Raw genomic sequence first — 18,669 nt, 5'->3', positions numbered from 1 at the left:
ACTCTGTTGGTGATGTTGACGGGGTCACACAGTGGCTGAGCACAGGGTGCGGAAGCGGGTGGCCCGGCGTCGCGTTCTGGGTTCGGCATCGAGCCAGTCCGCGACACGGGCGATGTTGCAGGCCGGCGCGGTGAGCACGTGCTGGACGTGGGTTTTCACCAGGCCGCGGTAGCGGGAGCGGCGCAGGCCGTGGACGCGGACGTACTGCGAGAGAGTGGCTTCGATGCCAGCACGGATTGCGTAGCGGTGCTGCCATTGTTCAGTGGCCTGGTCGAGCCGGTTGCGCATCTGGATCTCGTGGAGTTCGCGGGTGGGCAGCAGGGCGAGGGCCCGGGGCCGGGTGGCGGAGGTGGTGCACTGCGAGCGGACCGGGCAGGCCAGGCAGTCGGCCATGGCGATCTTGACCTGGATGTAGTCGTGTCCGCTGATCCGCAGCGGTCTCCACTCCCGGCTGACCACGCCCTGCGGGCAGGTGGCCTGCTGGTGGTCCCAGTTGATGGGGAAGGCGGACTTGGCGAAGCCCGAGCCGGCCTTGGCCCGGTGGCTGTGGTCGGGGACCACCGGGCCGAGCAGGGTGATGCCGTGCACCCGAGCGGCCCGTTCGATGTGCGCCGGGGTGATGTAGCCGGCGTCGACGACGTGCTCGCAGGGCAGTAACGCCCGCTTGGCGAGGTCGTCGTGGATGGTCTGGGTCATCTCGACGTCCTGCACGGTGGAGTGCGTCGTGGCCACGTGGACCACCAGCTCGGGGCGCTGTTCGTCGCAGGACTCGGTCAGATGGACGCGGTAGCCGCTCCAGGCGGTGTCCCGCTTGACCGCAGCGACACCGCAACCACCCCCACCGACGACACCACCCCGCCATCATCCAGCCAAGCACCCACCACACCAGCTGTCAGCACCCACCAACATCACCAACAGAGTCATGGCCTTGGGCTTTGGGGCCCGACGGAGTCTTGCTATCCGACTCTCGGTTGCCGGCCATGCGTCGCCGGCTGTCCCTCGTGCATGTGCGTGGACCTCGGTCCGCGCACTCAAGAAGAGTGCGCGGACCGTCCCCTCCTGTTGCCACCCTGCTCGCGCCGTCGCCGATGGCACGGCAGCGTGAGTCCTCGGGGCAGGCGGCCCCAGGGTCAGCGGTATGTGTAGAACTTGGTGTGGTCGAGCATGTCCTGCGGCGTGATGTCGTTCCACGGTTTCATCGTGTCGCGCAACCCGATGACGTTGCGCGGGGCGGTGGCCGGCAGGTATCCGGAGGACGGGTGCAGCCTTTGCCAGTCGGCCCACAGTTTGTCGATGAAGCAGTGGTGAAGCCAGAAGACCGGATCGTTCGGCGAGGCTCCGGTGGTCATCTGGCCGCCGACCCAAACGTGCACCCGGTTGTGGAGGTTCGGGCCCCGCCATCCTTCGACGTGGTTGCGGAAGCTGTTGGACCTGCTGTTCCACGGGGCGGCGTCGTAGGTGGGCATGGCCAGCACGGCGTCAACTTCGGCCCTGGTGGGCAGTTCCCCGACACCGACACCCAGTGCTCGCCGCAGAAACGTCCTGCCGTCGACGCGTATGTTCAGGGGCCAGTTTCCGCTTGTGAAGGCGAAGGGGCCGGAGGAGACCCGGCCGTCTCCGGTGCGGCCGTCGCCGCCGAGGAAGTTGTCCGCCCACAGAGAGCTGCGGGGTGTGCGGTCGACGGTCCAGTCCCAGTAGGGAAGGGTGACGGAGGGATTGATGCTCTGCAGTGCCTGCTCGAACTGCAGCAGGAACCGGCGGTGCCAGGGGAGGAACGACGGTGAGCGGTGTCCTGTTCGTTCGCCGTCGTCGGTGTCGCTCATGATGAAGGCGTTGTGCGTGGTGATGAACTCGTCGTAGCGGCCCTGACGCTTCAGCTCGAGGAGGGCGTCGACGAAGTCCCGGCGTTCGGTGGCGGTCAGATCTGCCTGGTTCTTGCGGTCTGCCATGCGACGATCCTTTGCTGGGGGGCTAGTACGCGCTGTCAGACGGTGACCGGCACCAGCGTCGCGCCATGTAACTCCCTCACTGCGGCGCGGGCGGCATCACGCGGCGTGCGGTGCGTTTCGTAGTGGTTGATGACGCTGATCCAGGTGCCGTCGGCGTTCTGCATGATGTGCAGATCGTCGTCGTCCACGCGGACGACGAACCCCATCGATATCTGACTGTCCTCGGAAGGCCGCGTGCCCCCGTGGGAGCCATGGGCGGCGTGGGTACCGTGATCCTCGTCGGCCGGCCAGCCCTCTATGTGTCGGCCCAGATACATCTCGTTGAAAGGCTCCAGCACCTGTGCAGCGCTCGCTGCGAGTGGACGGCTGGCATTGGTCTGCGGCTCATGGGGTGTGCCGGAGCGTGCTGCATTCGCTGTAGCGACGGCGGCTGGGCCAGCGAGCACGGCTCCGGCAACCACCACCATCGACCCTCGAACAACGTCGCGACGGGTGAGACCTTGCACGTTCTCTCCTCTCGTCCGTTGACTGCAGGCGGCGAACACGCACAGCAGGAACGTTTCGCCGCGAGAGGGCGGGGGCCGTCCTCTGCCGCCACATGCTGACAGCAGCGCTCGAACTTGGGAGAGGGCGCAGGAATAACGCGGTCAAGAACGAGACAAGATTGGGTGGAAAGTACACCGTTCAAAAACGAAGATCTTCCGGCGCAGCCCCTGAGCCGCCCGGATCGGGTAGAAATGCATGCTGTCACATCGCTTGCATGCGGAAATCTTGCAGCTGTCACTGTCCCGTCCGGTGCCGAGTCGGTCGGGACAACTTGACGGGATTGCACAGCTAGCGGTGCACCGGCGGGGTAAAAGCATGGGCTTGCCCGCCGACCTGAAGCGGTACTGAGGATCCCCCCGAGATGCGGAGGATGTTGACAGCGGGTCAGGTGGGATTCATGAGAAACGTCCGTGGTGGTTGGGGAAGCCCGCCGCCTCCCCGCGCAGGGAGGAGACCCCGATCATCGGGCCGCTGCGGCCGCCCTCGCGCCACGCGGCCTCGCTCTGGGCGAGCAGATCCAGCGAGGGCACGAGCACCAACACCCGGCCCGCAGCACGGAGCTCCTCCGCGCCGCGGGCCGCCACCCCAGTCTTCCCGGATCCGGTCGCCATGATCACCTGAGTCCGCAGCCCTCAACACCGTGACTCCTTTGGTGATCTTCGCGGGGGCTGACGGTCGAGCAGATTCTTGGTTCACTGATCGGCAGCTGGGCGTGATGGCGCTTCCTGGAAATCACCACCCCCGCTCACCTCTTTCGCCACACTTGCTCGCCTTGGTCCCCACTCCAACTCCCGTGCTCTGCCTGCTGTCTGTGCAGCGGGTCCGCCCGACTGCGCGGCGCGTGCCAGGGGCCGCGGGGCAGGTGGGACTTCTCAAACACGCCCTACGGCTTCGGGAGGCTGTCGTTGCGTGCCGTGCAGTCCTTGGGTGTCGGTTTGCCGGTCGGCCAGGCGAGGCCGACGAAGCGGATACGACCCGGGACGTCCGGGGCCAGCTCGACCACGGAGACTGCCTTGTTGAACGGGTTTCCGTAGTTGTCGAGGCAGATCCAGCCGCTCGCGCCGTCGACCTTGCCCATGCCGTGCAGCCGCAGCCAGGAGTCGCTGATCCGTCCCAGCGTGGGGATGACAGGATCGCCGTCGTCGCGCATCCGGATGGCGGTGATCGCGGTGAGGCCGGCGTCGTAGAAGGTGATGGTGCGGGAGTCGATGAGGTCCACCGGGCCGATGTTGCCGACCGCCGGGCTGGTTGAGAGCGTGGCGAGCGTACGGTAGGCGGCCGGGGATCCGCCTGTGGCGGGCGCCTCGGGGCCGGTCCAGGCCTCGGGGTGGGCGACCGCGGCGTACTGCAGGGTCACACCCTTGCGGAAGGCGCTCCATTCGAGGCGCTTGTCGGAGGAGAGCGTGGAGGCACCGGATCCGGTGATGACCTTGTACTTCTTCTCGGTGCAGCCTCGATTGCCGAGTTCGTTGATGAACTGCCGCAGCTGTACGGGCCGTCCGGCGAAGTAGACGACCTTGGCGGACGAGGTGCAGATGGTGTCGACCATCTGGTCGAAGGCGTTGGCCGTGGCGCCTTCCTCGTGGAACTCCTCCGGCGCCCGGTACTGCTCGGGGGCGCGCGGTGAGCCCTTGGTCCGCTCGGCGAAAGCGCGCTTGAGGGCGTCGACGTAGTTGTCGCCGGTGCGGATGTCCTCCACAACCAGGGTGTTCCGGGGATCGATGCCCTTGTTGAAGTGGGACAGCGCGGCGGCCTGATCGCTGGTGGTGGGGACGACGCGGGCCAGCCCTCGATAGGCGTTGGGGGTCTTCGCGCTGTTGCCGGAGTCGTCGGCGGGGGTGGGGCCGCCGACGACGGGGATATGACGTTCGTTGGTGAGATAGGCGATGGCCTGCTGCGGAAAGGTGGTGGTGTACTAGAATACGAAAAACGCACGCAGATTCGCGCTTCCGCTCTGGGAGAGGGTGCCGAGCTGCTCCGCCACGGGCCGCCAGTGGGTGTGGCTGCGGCCCGGGTTGGCGAGCAGCAGCCGGATCGCGGGCTTCTTGCTGTTGGAGTCGTGGTTGGCCCGGTACTGGGCCAGATAGGCGCCCTGCACCTCGTGGAGTGTCTTGTCCTGCTCGAAGGCCTGGACGGGCGCCATCGGCAGCATGACGGCGATGGAGACGTAGTCGCCCTTGATGTTGTCGTTCTCGGCCTTGATCCGGGCGCTGACCTCCTTGAGGTTGGGGGCGAACACATAACTGCCGTCGGTCACTCCGGTGCACTCCTCCGTGCCTTCGGATCCGCGTTTCTCGACGCCTTTCCCGCAGCCGGGGTCGGTGCCGAAAAACGCCAGACCGGTCCAGGCGGCGCCGCCGAGCATCGCCAGTGCCGCCAAGAGGACAGCTGCCTTGGTGAGCGGGCCGCCGGGAAGTCTCCTGATGAAGGACGTCATGACGGGGACCCTTCCGAGATCGGCAAGTCGGGGGCTTGAACGCCGGCCCTCAGGCGGGCCGGCCAGGCGGCGGATGCCTCGCGGTAGGGGCCGTTCGCGGCTTTGTTGCCGTACAGCGTCTCCAGCGCGATACGGATGCTGGTCAGATCCTCCTCGCACGGCGCCAGGGTGAGCGGATCGGACAGCTGCCACAGAATGGGGACGAGGCTGCTGACCGCGTCGTGCTGCGGGCCTGCTCCTTCGCTGCCACAGGCCGTGCAGGAGAACGGGCCGGCGCTGTCCGGTGGTTCGTAGCCCTCGCGCGGATGCGGTGCGGAGCAGATCAGGTTCAGCGCGGCGAGCCACAGCGCCGGGGACGTGCCGGTGAACCGGTGGTGGAGCCCGCACACGACTTCGTCCAGCCGCCCCAGGGCGAGGGTGTGGTACAGGTACGTATCGCCTCGTGGATCGCAGAGCGAACGCAGGCGCAGATGCGTGTCCCGCCACGTCTCGTGGGACGTGGTCGACGCGAGCCGGTGCCGCAGCAGCAGGTCGAGTGCGCGGTCGCCGTCCAGGCAGGCGCGGATGCGGTAGTCGTCGGCCTCGCGGACCCGGGCGGCGACGAGGTCTTCGGAGTGGTCCTCCGGGTGGGCGAAGGTCCACAGCCCGCGTCGGGTGCCGGCGTCGACCGCGGCCGACAGCAGTACGAGGCGGTCGCGCATCGCGGACTGCGGCAGCAGCTTGTCGAGGAGCTCCGGAGTGGCGGCGTCCAGCAACTCACGGCTGCGTATGGCGCCCGCTTCCCGCACCCGCCGGATGGCGGTGTCGGCGAGCGTACGGGCACTGGCCGCGCGGCCCCCGCTGTAGCGGGCGACGAGCCGCGGCAGATGGTCGGGGTAGTCGACGGCGCTGAGCATCTCGCCGATGTGGCCGTGTTCGACGGAGGGGATACGGAGCACAAGGGGCCGTCCTTGCGGTGCGGCGTCCCCGGCGACCTCGCTCAGCGGCGCGAACTGCTCCCCTCTGCCGAGGGATGTTGCGATGACGACCGGCCGGGTGGGGTCCCCCTCGCCGGCCACGTCGCCGGATGCGAGCAGCCCGACAAGCGTATGGCCGACGTCGGTGTGCGCGTTGTCGAGGAGAATCAGCGGCCGGGGCTGCCTGTTGAGCCGGCGCAGGCGCCCGTAGTTCCCGTCGATGTCGGCGAGAAAGGCTGCGACAAGGTGTTCCTCGGCGGTACGCCGCCGGTCGTCCAGCCGCCGGAAGCCGCGTACGAACCGGAACAGCCGCTGCAGTGAATCGCCCTGGTATCCCTGTGACCGGTGCAGCCGGCCGCCCCACCATGCGAGCGCGCCCCGGTCCGGCCTGCCCTTGAGGAGCTGGGTACGCGCGGTGTCCAGGACGATTCCTGCCATGGCGTCGAGCCCCGGCACGCCGGACAGTACCTGCGGCAGGTTCTCGGAGACGATGTCGATCCATCTGCCCAGGCTTTCGCGTCGGCGCTTCACGTCCGGGTCCTCAGCGATGATGAAGGCCCGCAGATCCGCCTCGGCGCGCCGCAGGTCGGGCGGCCGGACATCCACCTCGTCGCCGTTCAGCGGCCGCCAGGCGGTCACCACCAGAAGGCCGAGTGAGAGCCTCGGGAACGCCATCGGCTTTCCGAAATGCTGTACGTCCAGGCCGAGTTTGTACGCCAGCAGATACAGCAGATGGGTGATGTGTGAGGCGTTCGGGACCTCGTCGTCACTGAGCCCGGCGACACCCGGCTCACCGAATCCGGGGGCCGCGAGGTCCACGCGGGCCAGCGGAACCCGCCCGTTGTAGGCATCGTGCACCGCCTTCAGCAACGCGCTCTTGCCGCTGCCGCGCCCGCCGACGACATGGATGAGTGGCGCACCCCTGGGATAGGCGAAATCGACCCGGTACCCGCCACTCTGATGCAGGCCGACAAGCCTGGGCACAAAGCTCTCGTGCAGCGCCCCCTGACCGTACAGTCTCCCGCCCACGGCGCTCCCCCGCCTCCCGTGATTGCATGCAGGTTCATTCGATCAACTCCCCGTGCACAGAGGGAACTTACCCGACATGGGGTCGCCGAGACGCGTGTTGTGAATGCCGATGCCAACAACCGTGGCCGTGCGATATGACCAGCCGTCAGCCACACCTGACCGGGCGCGGCAAGGAGCTCGGCGATCCGGTGCGCCGAAGGTGAGTGGAGTCGTCGATCACCTTGCCAACCGCAGTCCTCAATCGTCTATTTGACGGTGGATGGGCAGGCTGCCAACAACTTCACAGGGTTTCGGTTTCCTTTATTGACACAGGAAATTAACTCACCTACGTTTCCCGCCATGCCGTCGACGTACCGCGTTGAGACGTTCCCGGCGGCCACCCCGGCCGCCTCCTCGGTGTTCACCACCGTGCTGTCCCAGGGCCCGCTCACCAGGGTGGAGCTCGCGCGCCGTACCGGGCTCTCCTCGGCCGCGGTGACCAAGGCGGTACGCCCGCTCATGGAGGCGGGCTACGTCGTCGAGGCGGCCGATGCGGCGGACGACGGTGCGCGCCCGGCCCTGGGGCGCCCCGCCAATCCGGTGCGAGTCGACGGCGGCAGAGCCCTGTTCCTCGGCGTCAAGGTGACGGCGGACGAGGTCATCGCGGTGCTGACGGACCTGTGCTGCCGCATCCGCGTCGCCCGGCACGCGCCGCTCACCCGAAGCGAACCGGCCGCCGTGCTCGACCTCATCGCCTCGCTGACGGAGGAGTTGCTGGCCGAGGCCGAGGGCTACGGAGTCCAGGTCCAGGGACTGGGCATCGCCGTCTCCGGCGATGTGGACCGCGCCGCCGGCGTGGTCAGGTACTCACCCTTCCTCGGCTGGCACGACATCGCTCTCGCCGACGTGGCAATGGAGGCAACAGGCCTTCCGGTCACTGTGGACAACGATGTCCGCGCCCTGACCATCGCCGAGCAGTGGTTCGGCGGCGGCGTGGGCTGCGCGAACTTCGCACTGGTCACCGTCGGCGCCGGCATCGGCTGCGGACTCGTCGTGAACGGCCGGGTGGTCTCCGGCTCGCACGGCGTGGCCGGCGAGATCGGCCATCTCTCCATCGACCCGCAGGGGCCGTTGTGCCACTGCGGCAATACCGGCTGTGTGGAGGCGATCGCGTCGGACTCCGCGATCGTGCGCCGTATCCGCGAAGACACCGGCCGGGACGTGGCCGACTCGGCACAGGCCCTGGAGCTGGCCCACGGCGGGAATCCCGTCGCCCGCGCCGCGTACGCACGAGCCGGCGAGGCGATCGGCCGGGCCATCGGGGCCGTGGTCAATCTCCTCGGTCCCGAGCGCGTGATCATCTCCGGCGAGGGCCTGGCGGCGTACGACCTGTTCGCCGAGCAGGTCCGAGAGGCGTTCTCCAGCGCCGCCTTCGGCACCGCCGCGCAGTGCGAGGTGACGACTCATCCGCTGCCGTTCGATGAATGGGCCCGCGGGGCCGCGGCCGCCGCGATTCAGACGTTCATCGGATCCGAACCCTGTTAGGAGAACGCCATGCTGTCCCCCGCAGCCCTCACCGCAGGAGCCGTTGCCCTCGCTGTCGCCGCCTCCCTGACCGCAGCCTCCGCGCAGGGCACACCAAGCTCACGGACCACTCCCACCGCACGCACAACTCCCGCCCAGGAAGGCGGCCTTGCCCAGAAGCCGTACATGGGCTGGAGCAGCTGGAGCATGCAGTCCAGCAAATACCCCGGGCTCAACCCCACGGGCGACTACAGCTACCTCACCGAAGCCAACGTCCTCAAGCAGGCGGACGCCCTGGCCGCAAAGCTCAAGGCGTACGGCTACGAGTACGTCAACATCGATGCCGGCTGGTGGCGGACCTGGGACTGGAAGCCCGGGTTCGACCAGTACGGACGGCAGAAGGCCGACCCCGAGCGCTTCCCGCGCGGGATGAAGCCGGTGGCCGACCACATCCACGCCAAGGGGCTGAAGGCCGGCATCTACCTTCCCGTCGGCCTGGAGAAGGAGGCGTACGGGGAGGGCAAGGTCCCGGTTCGGAACGCGGCGGACTGCACCACCGGCGACATCGTGTACAGCGATCTGCGCACGACGAACGGCTGGGACAGCTCCTACAAAATCGACTTCTCCCGGCCGTGCGCCCAGAAGTACGTCGACTCACAGGCGCGGTTGTTCGCCGACTGGGGTTATGACTTCCTCAAGGTCGACGGGGTCGGGCCCGGGTCCTTCAAGAGCGGTGACAACTACGACAACCGCGCCGACATCGCGGCCTGGAAGCGGGCGCTGGCCGGCACCGGACGTGACATCCATCTCGAGATCTCCTGGTCCCTGGACATCAACTACATGGCCGACTGGAAGAAGCACTCCAACGGCTGGCGTATAGACACCGACGTCGAGTGCTACTGCAACACGCTGGTGACGTGGGACAACTCCGTCGAGGACCGGTGGCGCGACACCCCGGCCTGGACCCGGCACGCAGGGCCCGGCGGCTTCAACGACCTGGACTCCCTCGACGTGGGCAACGGCGCCATGGACGGGCTGACCAACGCCGAGCGGCAGAGCTACATGACGCTGTGGGCCATCTCCAAGTCCCCCTTGTACACCGGTGACGACCTCACACGTCTCGACGACTACGGCATCTCCCTGCTCACCAACCGCGAGGTCCTCAAGGTCGACCAGCAGGCGTCCCCGCCGGCCCGTCCGGTGACGGCGGGCGAGCAACAGGTCTGGGGTGCGAAGAACCCGGACGGCACATACACGGTCGCCCTGTTCAACCTCGCTGACTCCCCTGCCGCGGTGACGGCGAACTGGTCCAGCTTCGGCTTCAGCGGGCAGGCCTCCGTACGCGATCTGTGGAACCGCGAGAACCTCGGCCGGCACAGGAGCAGCATCACGCAGGCCCTTCCCGCTCATGGATCGCGCCTGTTCACCATCACCCCGCACGGGCCGGCGCTGCCCATGACTGCGTACGAGGCGGAGGACTCGGCCAACACCCTCAGCGGCAACGCCTCCGTCGGCGGCTGCGACGAGTGCTCGGGCGCGAAGAAGGTGGGCGGCCTGTATCTGGGCGGGGCCCTGCGCTTCAACGACGTTGTGGTCGACAAGGCCGGCACGTACCTCATCAACGTCGGCTACACCAGCGGCGACCCCCGCTCCATCCAGGTCTCCGCCAATGGAAGGCCTGCCGCCACCTGGGACTTCCCGTCCAGCGGCGGATGGGGTGCCGCAGCGGCCATCAGCGTCCCCGTTTACTTGAAGGCGGGCAGCAACACCGTCACCTTCGACAGCGGCCCTTCGGGCTACGCACCGGACATCGACAAGATCGACGTGCCGAAGCGGTCCTGACCGGTAGCGGCCGGTGACGCTCCGGCCGCCGCCCGCTCCCCCTCCTCTCCCCCGTTCTGCCCGACCACCGTGGAGTGCCCCGTGGACGATCAGCACGCCTGTATGCCTGCGCAGCCCAGCCGCCGCGGATTCATCTCGCTGGCCGCCGCGGTCGGAACGGCCACCGCGCTCGGTGGCCTCCCGGCCTTCACCGCCTCGGCCGCGCCCGCCCGGCCCGTCACCTCGCCAATGCTGCCGAAGGCGTCGACGACTCAGATGTGGTACGGAGCCCCGGCCTCGGACAAGAGAATGATCGAGCAGGCCCTTCCGATCGGGAACGGCCGGCTCGGCGCCCTCGTCGGCAACGACCCCTCGCACGAACTGCTCTTTCTCGCCGACGCCACCCTGTGGACCGGCGGGCTCAACGGCACCCTGGACCAGGACGGCCAATTCCCGTACGCCCGTGAGAACTTCGGCAGCTTCACCCAGCTCGCGCACCTGACGATCGACATACCCGACCACGACCTGTCGGCCGTCTCGGACTACCGCCGCGGCCTCGACCTGAGCCAGGGTCTCGTCAGCGCCACATACACCAGAGCGGGTGCGACGTGCGAGCGCCAGATCTACTCCAGCTTCCCCGACGACGCGATCGTCATCCGTCTTACGCAGCGGGGCGGCGGCAGCTACACCGGCATGATCAGCCTCGACGGCACCCATGGCGAGTCCACTTCGGCGGACAAGACGCGCACCTCGCTCTGGTTCGGTGACTCTTTCGGCAACGGTCTGCGCTACGGAGCGGCCGTCACCGCACGCAGCGGCAGTGGCACGGTCAGCGTCCGCGGTACGCGGATCGCCTTCTCCCGGTGCAAGGACCTCACCGTGGTGGTCAGCGGCGGAACGAACTACGCACCGGACGCGGCCACCGGCTATCGCAGCCCCGGGCTTGACCCGGCAGCACTCGCCCGTACGAAGGCGGTGACCGCCGCCCGCCAGTCGCCGACCGCACTGCTGCACACCCATGTCGCCGACTACCGCGCCCTGTTCGACCGTATGAGCATCTCGCTCGGCGAATCGACGGCGCAGCAGCGGCGCCTGGACACCTGGGAGCGGCTGAAGTCACGCACCCAGCAAGGTGATCCGGACCCGGAGCTTGAGGCCACCTATGTGCAGTTCGGCCGCTACTTGATGATCAGCGGCTCCCGGGACAGCGTGCCGCTCAATCTGCAGGGCCTGTGGCTGGACGGCAACGACCCGGACTGGATGGGCGACTACCACAGCGACATCAACATCCAGATGAACTACTGGATGGCCGACCGCACCGGGCTCTCGCGCTGCTTCGACACGCTCACCGACTACTGCCTGGCCCAGTTGCCGTCGTGGACAAAGCTCACCCGCGAGTTGTTCAACGACCCCCGCAACCGCTACCGCAACTCCTCCGGAAAGAACGCCGGCTGGACCGTGGCCATCTCGAGCAACATCCATGGGGGTCTTGGCTGGTGGTGGCACCCGGCCGGTAACGCCTGGCTGTGCAACTCCCTGTGGGAGCACTACGAGTACACCCAGGACACCGCCCATCTGAGGAGGATCTACCCGCTCCTCAAGGGCGCCTGCGAGTTCTGGGAGGCCAGGCTGGTGACCACCACCGTCACCGACCTGGCGACCGGCGCCACCCGCCAGGTTCTCGTCGCCGACAGCGACTGGTCGCCGGAACACGGTCCGCTCGACGCCAAGGGCATCACCTATGCGCAGGAGCTGGTCCGGGCACTCTTCGCCAACTACCGGCAGGCGTGCTCCGATCTGAGCAGGGACGCCCGTTACAGCGAGACCGTCGCCGCCCTGCAGGACCAGCTGTATCTGCCCGAGGTCAGCCCGAAGACCGGCTGGCTCGAGGAGTGGATGTCGCCCGACAACCTCGGTGAGAGCACGCATCGCCATCTGTCCCCGCTGATGGGCCTGTTCCCCGGCGACCGTATCCGGCCGGACTCCGTGTCCAAGGAGCTGCTCGCCGGTACGACGGCCCTGCTCACCGCCCGTGGGATGGAGAGCTTCGGCTGGGCGAACGCCTGGCGGGCCCTGTGCTGGGCCCGGCTGAAGCACGCGGAGAACGCCTACCAGCTCGTCGCCGACAATCTTCGGCCGTCCACCGGTGGCAGCAACGGCTCCGCCATGAACCTCTTCGACATCTACCAGGTCGAGCAGGGGCGCGGAATCTTCCAGATCGACGCGAACTTGGGCACTCCGTCCGCCGTGATCGAAATGCTGGTGTACTCGCGTCCCGGACACATCGAGCTCCTTCCGGCGCTGCCCGCCGCCTGGTCCGGCTCCGGGGCGATCAGCGGGATCGGAGCCCGCGGCGGGTTCGTTGTCGATGTGAGCTGGCGGGACGGCAAGGTGGAGCAGGCCCGTATCCGCAGCGTCGGCGGTCACGCGACGACGGTGTCGTGGCGTGGCACCTCGCGCACCGTCAGGCTGCGGCCCGGGAAGTCCCTCACCCTGCGGGACTTCGGCTGATGGCCCGGCGCATGGCATGTGTGTTCGCACCGGCGCTCGCCCTGGCCTTGTACGCCCCGGGGAACGCCACTTCCCCCGCCGCGGCAGCGGCCGGGCAGCGTCCCGTGGTCACCTGGGCAGCGAGTGCGGACCGGCTCGGCGAGGCCGTGTCCGACCGCAGCTACCGGCTCGTCGTCCACACAAGCGGCGGCGGGCGCGGGCTGCGCATCCGGGTCTCCAACGCGTTCGGCGACCGCCCGCTGACCTTGGGCGTGGCGTATGCCGGCGTCCAGAGCAACGGCGCCCTGCTCGTACCGGGAAGCAACAGGAAGCTGGCCTTCTCCGGCTCACGGTCCGTGACCCTGGCCGCGGGAGAGTCCCGGTACAGCGATCCACTGCCGGGCAGCGTGAAGGCCCAGAGCAATCTGGTGATCAGCCTGTACGCGCAGAGCGCCGACGGCCCGGCGACCGGGCACGGCATGGCTCTCCAGACCTCGTACACCGCGAGCGGCGATCATGCTGCCGAGGAGACCGCCGACGCGTACACGGAACGGATCGCGTCGTGGCTCTACCTCGACGCGGTCACCGTGGAAGCCGCGCCCGGCACCGGTGCCGTGGCCACTCTCGGGGACTCGATCACGGACGGCTGGCAGTCGACCACGGACAAGAACCGCCGCTGGCCCGACTACCTCGCCGGGCGACTGCACGCCGCACCGGGCGGCGGCATCCAGGGCGTGGCCAACGAGGGGATCTCCGGGAACAAGGTCCTGATGGACGGCGCAGGGCAGAGCGCGGTCGGGCGACTTCAACGGGATGTGCTCTCCCAGGCCGGAGTGCGGACCGTGCTCCTCTTCGAAGGCATCAACGACATCAAGGCCCATGACGGCGTGACGGCCGCCGGTCTGATCGCGGGCTACCGCGAGATCATCGGCCGGGCGCACGCGGCGGGAAAGTGCGTCGTGGGCGCCACCGTCCTGCCGTACAAGGGCTGGTCGGAGTGGACCCCTGCCGAGGAAGCCGTCCGCAGGGACATGAACGCATTCGTCCGCACCGGCGGCGAGTTCGACGCCGTGGCCGACTTCGACCGGGTGCTGAGAAGTCCGTACGACAGCGAGAGGATGCTGCCGACTTTCGACGGCGGCGACCATCTGCACCCCAACGACAAGGGGATGCAGGCCATGGCCGACTCCGTCGATCTGTCCGCGCTGGCGTGTGAGCGCGGAGGAACTCCCCCGTACTCATAGAGGGAGTTGCCGCAGCGAGCGCCACCTCATCGGCCCGCGCCACAAAGGCCTCGTGCAGATCCTGTTCGGCCCGCGGAACCGCGCCGGACGGTCGGCGCTGGATGACCAGCAGCACCCGCGGGCTGTCGTCCGCGAGCGGCCGGTAGGTGATCGCGCCGCGTCGTTCCAGCGGGCGTCCATGACGCTGAAGTCCGGCAGCACGGTGGCGCCGAGCCCTTCCGCGACCATCAGCTTGCCCATTTCGGCGCCGTCGGTGGAGTACGAGAAGGAGGCGCAGCCGTCCAGCAGTCGGTGGACGTAGCGGTGCATGAGGTATCCGGAGCGCATGACGATCAGTGGCTCGTCCAGGAGATCGGAGACGGTGACCGCGGGCCGGGGTGATCTCGTCGCGCGGTCCGTTGGAGTTCGCCGCCGGACAGCCGGCCCGGCCTGTGTCGTCCCAGTTCTGGCAGGCCGTACGCGTGCAACTGGGCCGCGAGCGCCGGCCCGGTCGGACCGGCGGCCGCGACCAGGACATCAAGCGACTCGCTCGCAGCCATGGCAGCAGTGTGCCGCCGAAGGGTGCGCCGTGCCTGCCATCAATGAACTACTTGGACCGCGCCGTGGCAGCAGAGCCGGGTGCGCCCGACTCCGCCTGCGAAACGTGCACGCCAAAAGAGGCCCGTGAGGACGTCGGCGTTCAGCCCGTGAGGACTCCGGGGAGAGCCAGGGCCGCCACGAGAGTCATGCCTGCGAGCAGCCAGGCGACGTAGTCGCCGATGTGTCCTGAGTGCAGCCGGCGCAGAGGTTCCGTCCAGTCGTGCGACGTCATGTGCCCCGGCCGACGCACGGCGTACGCGGCGAGGCCCACCGCCAGAGCCGCCGAAAGCAGCCCCAGCGCCGCAGCGGCCACGGACCAGTGCACCGTAACCGTGGCCGTTCCCGCCACCGCCTCGTCAACGGCGTGGCCCACTCCGGCGGCCGCTCCCGGCACAAGGCCGACCGCGAGAGCGGTGCACAGCAGCACGGCCGGGACCGCCAGCATGGTGTCAGGCACCCGTCCCAGCTTGCCCTTCGTCTCGGGTTCCTCGTGCTCGCCACTCGTTTCGTACGTCGTGTCCTTCGACGGCCGCGGCCCCAGTCCGGCGAAGACCCGCGCCGCCACCCGGAGCACCGCTCCCCCGGTCACCGCCGACACCACGACGAAGAGCACGATCAACAGACCGCCGGCCGCCTCCTCCGTCGCCGCCTTGCCCAGCCCCGTACCGAACGGAGGCAGACCTGCGAGCGCCAGGCCTCCCGTCACGAACATCACGGCCACCAGCCGCAACCCGCCCGCTCGGCCGTACAGTTCGTGCTCGTCGACACTCCCGTAGCGGTCCAGCAGGATGCCCACGCAGGCGAACAGCGCCGCCTTCACGCCCACGTGTCCCAGCACGTACACGGCAACGCCGCCCGCCGCTTCCGGCGTGAGCAGCCCGAGGCCGGTCAGGAAGAGTCCCGTATGGGCGACCGTCGAATAGGCCAGCAGCCGCTTCAGGTGCCGCTGCTTCCAGCACATGACCGCGCCGACGACCGCTGAAGCCGTGCCGAGGACAACCAGAGCCCGTTCCGCGTCGGCCGCGGGGATGCCGCCCGTGCCGCTGAAGACGGTCCAGTACACCCGCGCCACTCCGTAGACCCCGAGCTCCACCATCACGCCTGAGAGCAGCATGCACACCGGCGTGGGCGCCACCGCGTGGGCATCCGGCAGCCAGAAGTGGAAAGGAACAGCGGCCGCCTTGACCAGCATTCCGGTCAGGACGAGGACGAAGGCCGCCAGCACCAGCAGATCCGGCGCGCCCTGCGCATCGAGCTGATGCCCGATCTGCCGCATCCCGAGCTCGCCCGTCCGCGCATACAACAGCACGATGCCCATCAAGGTCGCGTAGGCGGCCAGGGAGTTGACGATGCCGAAGGTGAGAGCGCCCTGGACGGCCTTGGCCTCCTCCACGCGGTAGCCCGTCAGGGCGTACGCCACGACGCTCATCAGCTCGAAGAAGACGAAGGCGTTGAACAGGTCCCCGGTCAGCACGAAGCCGCACATGCCCGACTGGAAGAGGAGGACCAGCGCGGGAAATGAGCCGGCGTGCCGCTGCGGCGGCTCGGCGAAGTAGCGCCAGGAATAGACCAGTACGGCCACCACGAGCAGGGACACGGCTGCTGCCAGCCCGAGCGCCGTACGGTCGCCGACCAGCACGATTCCCACGCTGTGTCCGTCGTGTGGCTCCCAGCCCCCGACCCATTCGGGCGCCGGTGCCGACGAGAAGAACAGGAGATGGAGCACCAGGCCTGCTGTCGCGGCGGCGACGGCGGCTCCTGTGGCCTCGGCCACGAGCCGGGGAAGCCGGCGTCCGGCGGCGACCAGCAACGCCGAGCCGAGCAGTGGCACGGCCACGACCATGGGCAGCAGATGGTTCATCCGCGCAGCTCGGAGAGCTCGTCCGGGTTGAGCGTGCCGTGGCGTTTGGCGACCTGGATGACGAGGGCGAGCAGCAGCGCGGTGACGGTCGCGCCGACGACGACATCGGTCAGGGCCAGTGCCTGGACGACCGGGTCCACGAGCGGCCGGGACCCCGGCCGGAGGTCGGAGTGGACGGGTGCAGTGCCACCGTCGCGGTATCCGACGGCCAGCAGCAGCACATACGTGGCGGACTGGCAGACGACGAGACAGCCGACGGCATGGATGAGGTTCCGGCTGGTGGCCAGCCCGTAGCAGCCGACCAGGAAGATCCACACAGCGATCAGATACGGCAGGACGGACATCACTCGTGGCTCACTTCCCGTCCTCCTCCTCGATTTCGACCGCCTGGTCGAGGAAGCGGGCGAGCAGCACGATCACCGCACAGGCGACCTCCATCCCGATGGCCGCGTTCAGCAGTGGCACCGTCCCTCCCGACGCGAGCGTGTTGAACGTCCCGTACGGCAGAAGGGTGTTGGCGAGAAACGCCGACCCGGCGAGCAGCCCCGCCACGCCCACCACCAGATAGGCGCCTTCTCCGGCCGCGTCGGCCACTTCGTACACACCGACCGGGCGGATTCGCTCGAGCGCGCGGTAGTCCACCGCGATGTAGAGGAGATGGAGGGCCGTTGCCGCGACCACACCGCCCTGGAACCCGCCCCCGGGGCTGAGCTGACCGTGCGCGACGACATACAGCCCGATCAACAGAGTGACGGGCAGGAGGATGAGCGCGTAGCGCCGTACGAACGGAGCGACTCGCGCCGGGGCGGGCTCGACCTGGCGCTCATCACGCGTCTGACGCAGCAGGACGACCGTACCGAGGACAGCGGCGAACAGAATGCTCTCCTCGCCGAGGGTGTCGAAGGCCCGCTGGTCGAAGTTGACCGAGGCGATGACGTTCGACGTGCGACGGGCCAGAGCGGCGCGGACCGCGCGGTCGCCGTAGGGATGCGAGTCAGCGCCGAAACCCGGCAGCTGGAAGCAGGCAGCGACGAGCAGGGCCGCAATTCCTGCCGCGCCCAGGGCCAGCACGCCCAGGCGCAGCCGTCGGCTCACCGCTTCTCTCCTTTGCTTTCGGTGGGCTCCTCGGCCCTGGATCGTCTGCGTACCTTGTGTACGGACAGCAACACCAGCAAGGGCGTCAGCGCCGATCCGACGGCGAGCTGCGACATCGCCACGTCGGGGGCCTGCAGGACGGTGAACAGCACGGCGAGGGTGAGGCCGAGCAGCGAGAGCGTCAGCGCCTGCTGGGCCGGATCGCGCACGAGGACTGCGGTGGTGGCGGCCGCCGCCACGAGCAGCAGTGCGATCACGATCAGTACGTCATCCATGCGATGCGGCCTCCGGCGACGGACCGCCGAGCGCCCGGGACGCCACCCGGTTCCCCGCCATCAGGAGCGCTCCGACGACGAGCAGTTTCACCGCGGCCCGTCCCGGCCCCGCAGCCACGCACAACGGCAGCACGACCAGAGGTGTGGCGATCATTGCAAGCCGGTCGGTGGCACGCCTCCATGACGGGTCGTCATGGATGTCCGGCCCGAGCAGCCGGGCGTACACCAGCGTGCCGGCCGGTCCCAGCAGAGCGAGGACGAGTCCGATGTCGACGTACGACGGCCGCTCGTATCCCTGGGCCAGAAGCAGCACGATGAGGCAGACCAGCAGGGTGGCCAGGTTCTGCACGATGACTCGGCGTCCCATCGGGCCGGCGGCCGCGCCCCGGACCGCCGGACCGACGCCGCACACCAGCAGGACCGCCGCAGCGGTCAGCCACATGTTCACCGGTCCTGCACCGCCCGGCGGGCGGCGCACGCGGCGACGGCTCCCACGAGGGCCGCAGCCGTACCGACGACGAGCTCCAGTACGTCGATGGTGCTGATGAGCATGAGCCAGAGCACGAACAGCGCGACCCACCACACCACCAGCTCGGCGGCGGTCACGGCCCTGCCCGACATGCCCTCACCTCTTCCGAACCTGCGGCTGTCCGCCATCGAAGCACCGTGGACACGCCGGCCACCTGACGGCACGCTGGCCGCTCGAACGCTTCGAGTCCCCCGGCCGGAAGTGCGTAAACCTCATTGGCCGGGTACCGCCGGGCGCTGCTCCTGGGCCGCCGGCTGAGGTCCGACGGTGTACCGCGGATCCTCGGCGGAGGCGATGCCCGCGGCGAAGACACCGAAACGCGTGCAGGCAGAGCCGGCGAGCAGGGCGAGGCCGA

Annotated in this window: 18 protein-coding genes and 1 pseudogene; 4 read left to right on the top strand and 15 right to left on the bottom strand. The window is 68.7% G+C overall.

Annotation, left to right across the window (positions count from 1 at the left end; all coding sequences use genetic code 11):
* Window positions 1-24: 24 nt before the first annotated feature.
* The 7 genes from ACFWDI_RS03000 to ACFWDI_RS02970 all read right to left on the bottom strand — a co-directional run bounded on the left by ACFWDI_RS03000 (window position 25) and on the right by ACFWDI_RS02970 (window position 6,917).
* On the bottom strand, window positions 25-732 hold the full coding sequence (locus ACFWDI_RS03000) for a transposase (protein ID WP_385300957.1): 708 nt from the start codon (window positions 730-732) through the stop codon (window positions 25-27).
* 398 nt (window positions 733-1,130) lie between these two features.
* A complete protein-coding gene (locus ACFWDI_RS02995) occupies window positions 1,131-1,949 on the bottom strand; it encodes a tyrosinase family protein (protein ID WP_385300956.1) in 819 nt (272 codons plus the stop codon).
* A 35-nt stretch (window positions 1,950-1,984) separates the two neighbouring features.
* Window positions 1,985-2,455, bottom strand: a complete 471-nt coding sequence (locus ACFWDI_RS02990) for a tyrosinase family oxidase copper chaperone (RefSeq protein WP_385300955.1) — start codon at window positions 2,453-2,455, stop codon at window positions 1,985-1,987.
* A 435-nt stretch (window positions 2,456-2,890) separates the two neighbouring features.
* Entirely contained in the window at window positions 2,891-3,106 is a 216-nt protein-coding gene (locus ACFWDI_RS02985) for a DEAD/DEAH box helicase family protein (protein ID WP_385300954.1), read from the bottom strand.
* Window positions 3,107-3,378: 272 nt separating this feature from the next.
* Complete coding sequence (locus ACFWDI_RS02980; RefSeq protein WP_385300953.1) at window positions 3,379-4,194, bottom strand: hypothetical protein; 816 nt, start codon at window positions 4,192-4,194, stop codon at window positions 3,379-3,381.
* Window positions 4,195-4,410: 216 nt separating this feature from the next.
* The gene (locus ACFWDI_RS02975; RefSeq protein WP_385300952.1) at window positions 4,411-4,932 is read right to left on the bottom strand and encodes a hypothetical protein; all 522 of its coding nucleotides are present in this window, start codon (window positions 4,930-4,932) and stop codon (window positions 4,411-4,413) included.
* Window positions 4,929-6,917, bottom strand: coding sequence for a hypothetical protein (locus ACFWDI_RS02970; RefSeq protein WP_385300951.1), 1,989 nt, complete (start codon window positions 6,915-6,917; stop codon window positions 4,929-4,931). Before ACFWDI_RS02970 ends, ACFWDI_RS02975 begins: the two co-directional genes overlap by 4 nt.
* A 339-nt stretch (window positions 6,918-7,256) precedes the next feature.
* Here ACFWDI_RS02970 and ACFWDI_RS02965 point away from each other — a divergent pair, with 339 nt between their 5' ends.
* The 4 genes from ACFWDI_RS02965 to ACFWDI_RS02950 all read left to right on the top strand — a co-directional run bounded on the left by ACFWDI_RS02965 (window position 7,257) and on the right by ACFWDI_RS02950 (window position 13,975).
* Window positions 7,257-8,441, top strand: coding sequence for an ROK family protein (locus ACFWDI_RS02965; protein ID WP_385300950.1), 1,185 nt, complete (start codon window positions 7,257-7,259; stop codon window positions 8,439-8,441).
* A gap of 9 nt (window positions 8,442-8,450) precedes the next feature.
* The gene (locus ACFWDI_RS02960; RefSeq protein WP_385300949.1) at window positions 8,451-10,262 is read left to right on the top strand and encodes an alpha-galactosidase D; all 1,812 of its coding nucleotides are present in this window, start codon (window positions 8,451-8,453) and stop codon (window positions 10,260-10,262) included.
* A gap of 102 nt (window positions 10,263-10,364) precedes the next feature.
* Complete coding sequence (locus tag ACFWDI_RS02955) at window positions 10,365-12,752, top strand: glycoside hydrolase N-terminal domain-containing protein (protein ID WP_385301224.1); 2,388 nt, start codon at window positions 10,365-10,367, stop codon at window positions 12,750-12,752.
* 11 nt (window positions 12,753-12,763) lie between these two features.
* Window positions 12,764-13,975 (top strand): SGNH/GDSL hydrolase family protein, encoded by a 1,212-nt coding sequence (locus ACFWDI_RS02950; RefSeq protein ID WP_385300948.1) that lies wholly within the window; start codon window positions 12,764-12,766, stop codon window positions 13,973-13,975.
* Here ACFWDI_RS02950 and ACFWDI_RS02945 read toward each other — a convergent pair.
* The 8 genes and pseudogenes from ACFWDI_RS02945 to ACFWDI_RS02910 all read right to left on the bottom strand — a co-directional run.
* Entirely contained in the window at window positions 13,970-14,302 is a 333-nt protein-coding gene (locus ACFWDI_RS02945) for a hypothetical protein (RefSeq protein WP_385300947.1), read from the bottom strand. The two genes, ACFWDI_RS02950 and ACFWDI_RS02945, sit on opposite strands and share 6 nt — an antisense overlap.
* A 352-nt stretch (window positions 14,303-14,654) precedes the next feature.
* The gene (locus tag ACFWDI_RS02940; protein WP_385300946.1) at window positions 14,655-16,415 is read right to left on the bottom strand and encodes a complex I subunit 5 family protein; all 1,761 of its coding nucleotides are present in this window, start codon (window positions 16,413-16,415) and stop codon (window positions 14,655-14,657) included.
* Window positions 16,412-16,759: a sodium:proton antiporter gene (locus ACFWDI_RS02935; protein ID WP_327321690.1), complete on the bottom strand. Its 348-nt coding sequence runs from the start codon at window positions 16,757-16,759 to the stop codon at window positions 16,412-16,414. The genes ACFWDI_RS02940 and ACFWDI_RS02935 overlap by 4 nt, the downstream gene beginning before the upstream one ends.
* Before the next feature lie 10 nt (window positions 16,760-16,769).
* Window positions 16,770-17,510, bottom strand: a complete 741-nt coding sequence (locus ACFWDI_RS02930; protein ID WP_385300945.1) for an MnhB domain-containing protein — start codon at window positions 17,508-17,510, stop codon at window positions 16,770-16,772.
* Window positions 17,507-17,785 carry a Na(+)/H(+) antiporter subunit B gene (locus ACFWDI_RS02925; protein ID WP_385300943.1) on the bottom strand — a complete coding sequence of 93 codons (279 nt, stop codon included), beginning with the start codon at window positions 17,783-17,785 and terminating at the stop codon, window positions 17,507-17,509. Before ACFWDI_RS02925 ends, ACFWDI_RS02930 begins: the two co-directional genes overlap by 4 nt.
* A complete protein-coding gene (locus ACFWDI_RS02920) occupies window positions 17,778-18,227 on the bottom strand; it encodes a monovalent cation/H+ antiporter complex subunit F (protein ID WP_327321693.1) in 450 nt (149 codons plus the stop codon). The genes ACFWDI_RS02925 and ACFWDI_RS02920 overlap by 8 nt, the downstream gene beginning before the upstream one ends.
* Window positions 18,228-18,229: 2 nt before the next feature.
* The gene (locus ACFWDI_RS02915) at window positions 18,230-18,406 is read right to left on the bottom strand and encodes a hypothetical protein (RefSeq protein WP_327321694.1); all 177 of its coding nucleotides are present in this window, start codon (window positions 18,404-18,406) and stop codon (window positions 18,230-18,232) included.
* Between the two features lie 120 nt (window positions 18,407-18,526).
* Window positions 18,527-18,667 (bottom strand): annotated as a pseudogene (locus tag ACFWDI_RS02910) (polysulfide reductase); the annotation flags it as partial.
* Window positions 18,668-18,669: the final 2 nt, after the last annotated feature.

The organism is Streptomyces sp. NPDC060064 (assembly GCF_042736455.1).
GTDB lineage: Bacteria > Actinomycetota > Actinomycetes > Streptomycetales > Streptomycetaceae > Streptomyces.
The sequence above is the reverse complement of the archived record's forward strand: the minus strand, read 5'-3'. Positions and strand labels throughout refer to the sequence as shown.

Coding starts and splice junctions, on each gene's coding strand:
- ACFWDI_RS02950 (WP_385300948.1), top strand. CDS start 12,764: ATGGCATGTGTGTTCGCACCGGCGCTCGCCCTGGCCTTGTACGCCCCG.
- ACFWDI_RS02940 (WP_385300946.1), bottom strand. CDS start 16,415: ATGAACCATCTGCTGCCCATGGTCGTGGCCGTGCCACTGCTCGGCTCG.
- ACFWDI_RS02920 (WP_327321693.1), bottom strand. CDS start 18,227: ATGTGGCTGACCGCTGCGGCGGTCCTGCTGGTGTGCGGCGTCGGTCCG.
- ACFWDI_RS02965 (WP_385300950.1), top strand. CDS start 7,257: ATGCCGTCGACGTACCGCGTTGAGACGTTCCCGGCGGCCACCCCGGCC.
- ACFWDI_RS02935 (WP_327321690.1), bottom strand. CDS start 16,759: ATGTCCGTCCTGCCGTATCTGATCGCTGTGTGGATCTTCCTGGTCGGC.
- ACFWDI_RS02985 (WP_385300954.1), bottom strand. CDS start 3,106: ATGGCGACCGGATCCGGGAAGACTGGGGTGGCGGCCCGCGGCGCGGAG.
- ACFWDI_RS02995 (WP_385300956.1), bottom strand. CDS start 1,949: ATGGCAGACCGCAAGAACCAGGCAGATCTGACCGCCACCGAACGCCGG.
- ACFWDI_RS02960 (WP_385300949.1), top strand. CDS start 8,451: ATGCTGTCCCCCGCAGCCCTCACCGCAGGAGCCGTTGCCCTCGCTGTC.
- ACFWDI_RS02915 (WP_327321694.1), bottom strand. CDS start 18,406: ATGTCGGGCAGGGCCGTGACCGCCGCCGAGCTGGTGGTGTGGTGGGTC.
- ACFWDI_RS02975 (WP_385300952.1), bottom strand. CDS start 4,932: ATGACGTCCTTCATCAGGAGACTTCCCGGCGGCCCGCTCACCAAGGCA.
- ACFWDI_RS02955 (WP_385301224.1), top strand. CDS start 10,365: ATGCCTGCGCAGCCCAGCCGCCGCGGATTCATCTCGCTGGCCGCCGCG.
- ACFWDI_RS02945 (WP_385300947.1), bottom strand. CDS start 14,302: ATGCGCTCCGGATACCTCATGCACCGCTACGTCCACCGACTGCTGGAC.
- ACFWDI_RS02925 (WP_385300943.1), bottom strand. CDS start 17,785: ATGGATGACGTACTGATCGTGATCGCACTGCTGCTCGTGGCGGCGGCC.